Source organism: Levilactobacillus mulengensis, assembly GCF_003946045.1.
Taxonomy (GTDB): domain Bacteria; phylum Bacillota; class Bacilli; order Lactobacillales; family Lactobacillaceae; genus Levilactobacillus; species Levilactobacillus mulengensis.
Map to the genome: position 1 here is coordinate 1 of NZ_RHNW01000028.1, position 3,122 is coordinate 3,122.

1 rRNA gene is annotated in these 3,122 nt (G+C 48.5%); it reads right to left on the bottom strand.

The features are described 5' to 3' along the window. Nucleotides 1-55 precede the first annotated feature (55 nt). A 23S ribosomal RNA gene (locus EKM84_RS13950) occupies nt 56-2,974 on the bottom strand. Nucleotides 2,975-3,122 lie beyond the last annotated feature (148 nt).

Here is a 3,122-nt window from a genome sequence, read left to right on the forward strand (position 1 = left end):
CTCAAAACTAGATATCATCAAATTATTTTCTATTGAGAACACCACGTTTTTCAACTTGGTTAAGTCCTCGACCGATTAGTACTGGTCCGCTTCACGTCTCACAACGCTGCCACTTCCAGCCTATCTACCTGATCATCTCTCAGGGGTCTTACTTCCATATAGGAATGGGAAATCTCATCTTGAGGCGAGTTTCACACTTAGATGCTTTCAGCGTTTATCTCATCCATACATAGCTACCCAGCGATGCGCCTGGCGGCACAACTGGTACACCAGAGGTATGTCCATCCCGGTCCTCTCGTACTAAGGACAGCTCCTCTCAAATTTCCTACGCCCGCGACGGATAGGGACCGAACTGTCTCACGACGTTCTGAACCCAGCTCGCGTACCGCTTTAATGGGCGAACAGCCCAACCCTTGGGACCGACTACAGCCCCAGGATGCGATGAGCCGACATCGAGGTGCCAAACCTCCCCGTCGATGTGGACTCTTGGGGGAGATAAGCCTGTTATCCCCAGGGTAGCTTTTATCCGTTGAGCGATGGCCCTTCCATACGGTACCACCGGATCACTAAGCCCGACTTTCGTCCCTGCTCGACCTGTCTGTCTCGCAGTCAAGCTCTCTTCTGCCTTTACACTCAATGAATGATTTCCAACCATTCTGAGAGAACCTTTGGGCGCCTCCGTTACTTTTTAGGAGGCGACCGCCCCAGTCAAACTGCCTACCTGACACTGTCTCCCACCACGATAAGTGGTGCGGGTTAGAGTGTTCACACAGCGAGGGTCGTATCCCACCAGCGCCTCACTCGAAACTAGCGTTCCGAGTTCTACGGCTCCGACCTATCCTGTACAAGCTGTGTCAACACCCAATATCAAGCTACAGTAAAGCTCCATGGGGTCTTTCCGTCCTGTCGCGGGTAACCTGCATCTTCACAGGTAATATAATTTCACCGAGTCTCTTGTTGAGACAGTGCCCAGATCGTTACGCCTTTCGTGCGGGTCGGAACTTACCCGACAAGGAATTTCGCTACCTTAGGACCGTTATAGTTACGGCCGCCGTTTACTGGGGCTTCATTTCTGGGCTTCGCCGAAGCTAACTCATCCACTTAACCTTCCAGCACCGGGCAGGCGTCAGCCCCTATACGTCATCTTACGATTTTGCAGAAACCTGTGTTTTTGATAAACAGTCGCCTGGGCCTTTTCACTGCGGCTACACTTGCGTGTAGCACCCCTTCTCCCGAAGTTACGGGGTCATTTTGCCGAGTTCCTTAACAAGAGTTCACTCGCTCACCTTAGGATACTCTCCTCGACTACCTGTGTCGGTTTGCGGTACGGGTAATTAATTACTAACTAGAAGCTTTTCTCGGCAGTGTGACATCTGGCACTTCCCTACTAAAATTCGGTCCTCGTAACGCCTTGTCCTTAGCAATAAGCATTTAACTCATCACCAGACTTGACGCTTGAACGCACATTTCCAATCGTGCGCATACCATAGCCTGCTGCGTCCCTCCATCGTTCAAACATAATTAACTAGTACAGGAATATCAACCTGTTATCCATCGCCTACGCTTCTCAGCCTCGGCTTAGGTCCCGACTAACCCTGGGAGGACGAGCCTTCCCCAGGAAACCTTAGTCATTCGGTGGATCAGATTCTCACTGATCTTTCGCTACTCATACCGGCATTCTCACTTCTAAGCGCTCCACTAGTCCTTACGATCTAGCTTCATTGCCCTTAGAACGCTCTCCTATCACGTGACCTAATGGTCACATCCATAATTTCGGTAACATGCTTAGCCCCGGTAAATTTTCGGCGCAGGATCACTCGGCTAGTGAGCTATTACGCACTCTTTAAATGGTGGCTGCTTCTGAGCCAACATCCTAGCTGTCTATGCAACTCCACATCCTTTTCCACTCAGCATGTATTTAGGGACCTTAATTGATGGTCTGGGCTGTTCCCCTTTCGACGGTGGATCTTATCACTCATCGTCTGACTCCCGGATATAAATCAGTGGCATTCGGAGTTTATCTGAATTCAGTAACCCATGACGGGCCCCTAGTCCAAACAGTGGCTCTACCTCCACGATTCTTAATTCCGAGGCTAACCCTAAAGCTATTTCGGAGAGAACCAGCTATCTCCAAGTTCGTTTGGAATTTCACCGCTATCCACACCTCATCCCAGCATTTTTCAACATACACGGGTTCGGTCCTCCAGTGCGCTTTACCGCACCTTCAACCTGGACATGGATAGGTCACCTGGTTTCGGGTCTACATCAATTTACTGAAACGCCCGTTTCAGACTCGCTTTCGCTACGGCTCCGGTCTTTACACCTTAACCTTGCAAATTAACGTAACTCGCCGGTTCATTCTACAAAAGGCACGCTATCACCCATTAACGGGCTCTAACTAATTGTAGGCACATGGTTTCAGGAACTATTTCACTCCGCTTCCGCGGTGCTTTTCACCTTTCCCTCACGGTACTGGTTCACTATCGGTCACTAGGGAGTATTTAGCCTTGGGAGATGGTCCTCCCGGTTTCCGACCACGTTTCACGTGTGTGGCCGTACTCAGGATCCTGAACTGAGGGCCAACGATTTCATCTACGGGGGTATCACCCGCTATGCCACGCCTTCCCAGACGTTTCGATTATCATTGACTTTGGTAACTCAAATGTTCAGTCCTACAACCCCAACAAGCAAGCTTGTTGGTTTGGGCTATTCCCCGTTCGCTCGCCGCTACTTAGGGAATCGATTTTTCTTTCTATTCCTGTGGGTACTTAGATGTTTCAGTTCCCCACGTCTGCCTCAATTCAAGTATGTATTCCCTGAATTGTAATAGTTGGTTAAAACTACTGGGTTTCCCCATTCGGAAATCTCCGGATCAAAGCTTACGTACAGCTCCCCGAAGCATATCGGTGTTAGTCCCGTCCTTCATCGGCTCCTAGTACCAAGGCATCCACCATGCGCCCTTCATAACTTAACCTAACGATTACTTCGTAATCGTTGATTAATTGAGTATTAGCGATAAAAACTAATTAAAAACTCAAAAAAATTCGCAGTGTTCTCGGTTTAATTATTAATAAAAATAATTATTAGAAAATATTTGATAATATCTAGTTTTCAAAGAACAA